This is a genomic window from Demequina iriomotensis (assembly GCF_000971395.1).
Taxonomy (GTDB): Bacteria; Actinomycetota; Actinomycetes; order Actinomycetales; family Demequinaceae; genus Demequina; species Demequina iriomotensis.
Genome location: NZ_BBME01000005.1, coordinates 1 through 1,071 on the forward strand (window position 1 = coordinate 1; position 1,071 = coordinate 1,071).

Annotated in this window: 1 protein-coding gene; it reads right to left on the reverse strand. The window is 72.5% G+C overall.

Annotated features, from left to right (window positions below; translation table 11 throughout):
* Positions 1 to 823: HAMP domain-containing protein (locus AOM09_RS00030; RefSeq protein ID WP_169747584.1), on the reverse strand; the 823-nt coding region annotated here is incomplete at its 3' end.
* Positions 824 to 1,071: the final 248 nt, after the last annotated feature.

Genomic DNA, 1,071 nt, shown 5'->3' on the forward strand with positions numbered 1-1,071 from the left:
CAGCAGCAGCCGCCACCGTCCTCGCGGAGTCCGCGACGCCCGCGATGGTGGAGGCGAGCGCGCGCTGCGCCACGGCGAGCGCATCGGCCATCGCGCCGATCTCGTCGCGGTTGCGCACCGTCGCGGCGACCGTGAGGTCGCCCCCGGCGAGGGCGTCGAGCGCGCCCTTGACCGCGAGGACTCCGCGCCCGATGCGACGGGCGAGGCTGAAGGCGAGCACGAGGGCGAGCGCAGTGGCGCCGACCTGCAGCGCGATCACCGTGATGACCGCGTCCCGGCTCTTCACCTGGTGCGCGAGGAGGAGATCCTCGAGCGCCTCGTCGACCTCGGTCGCGAGGTCGCCCACGCCGGCCTCGACCGTCTGCAGCCGGGACTCGAGCGCGATCGCCTGGCCCCCGCTCGCACCGTCGGGCGCGGCGGCTGCTCCGGCGAGCGTGTCGCGGTACTGCTCCCACGCCGCGGAGACCTCCGCCGCCGTCGCCGGCTGAGCGCCGAACATGGACTCGTAGCTCGCAAGGAACGCGGCGTACGCGGCGTCGAGAGACTCGGCCGCGCCCGCGATCTCGCTCTCGCCGGCCGCCGAGGTGAGCACGGCGGTCTCGGTCTGGACCTCGCCGAGCGCGACCCGCAGGTCGCCGAGCTCGCGCTCGAGCATCGCGACATCGTGCGCGACGTTGTACCCGCTCGCGCCCTGGTCGCGCAGCTCGAGCGAGGCCACGATCGCGGAGCCCCACAGGAGGCCCACCACGATCCCGAAGGCCATGAGGATCTGGGCACGGATCTTCATGCCGCGCTTGCGCGGCTCCGCGGTCAGGCCGTCCATGTCTCTCCATCCGTTGAGAGTGAAGCGTGCGGGGACCGGCCCGTCCATGGGCCGGGTGCCGCCGACAGCCGCGGCGTTCCCCCAGGTGTCAAGAAAGTGGCAATCAATGCCGAATCACTGGCCAGATCGGCCGCCGGACCGCGAAGTTGAGGATCCTCGCGGGAGCATCCATCAGGGACGATGCGACGCCGGGGAGGCAGCCCCGGCGTCGCATCGTGGTCCCGATCAGTAGGTGAACGTCTCCACGC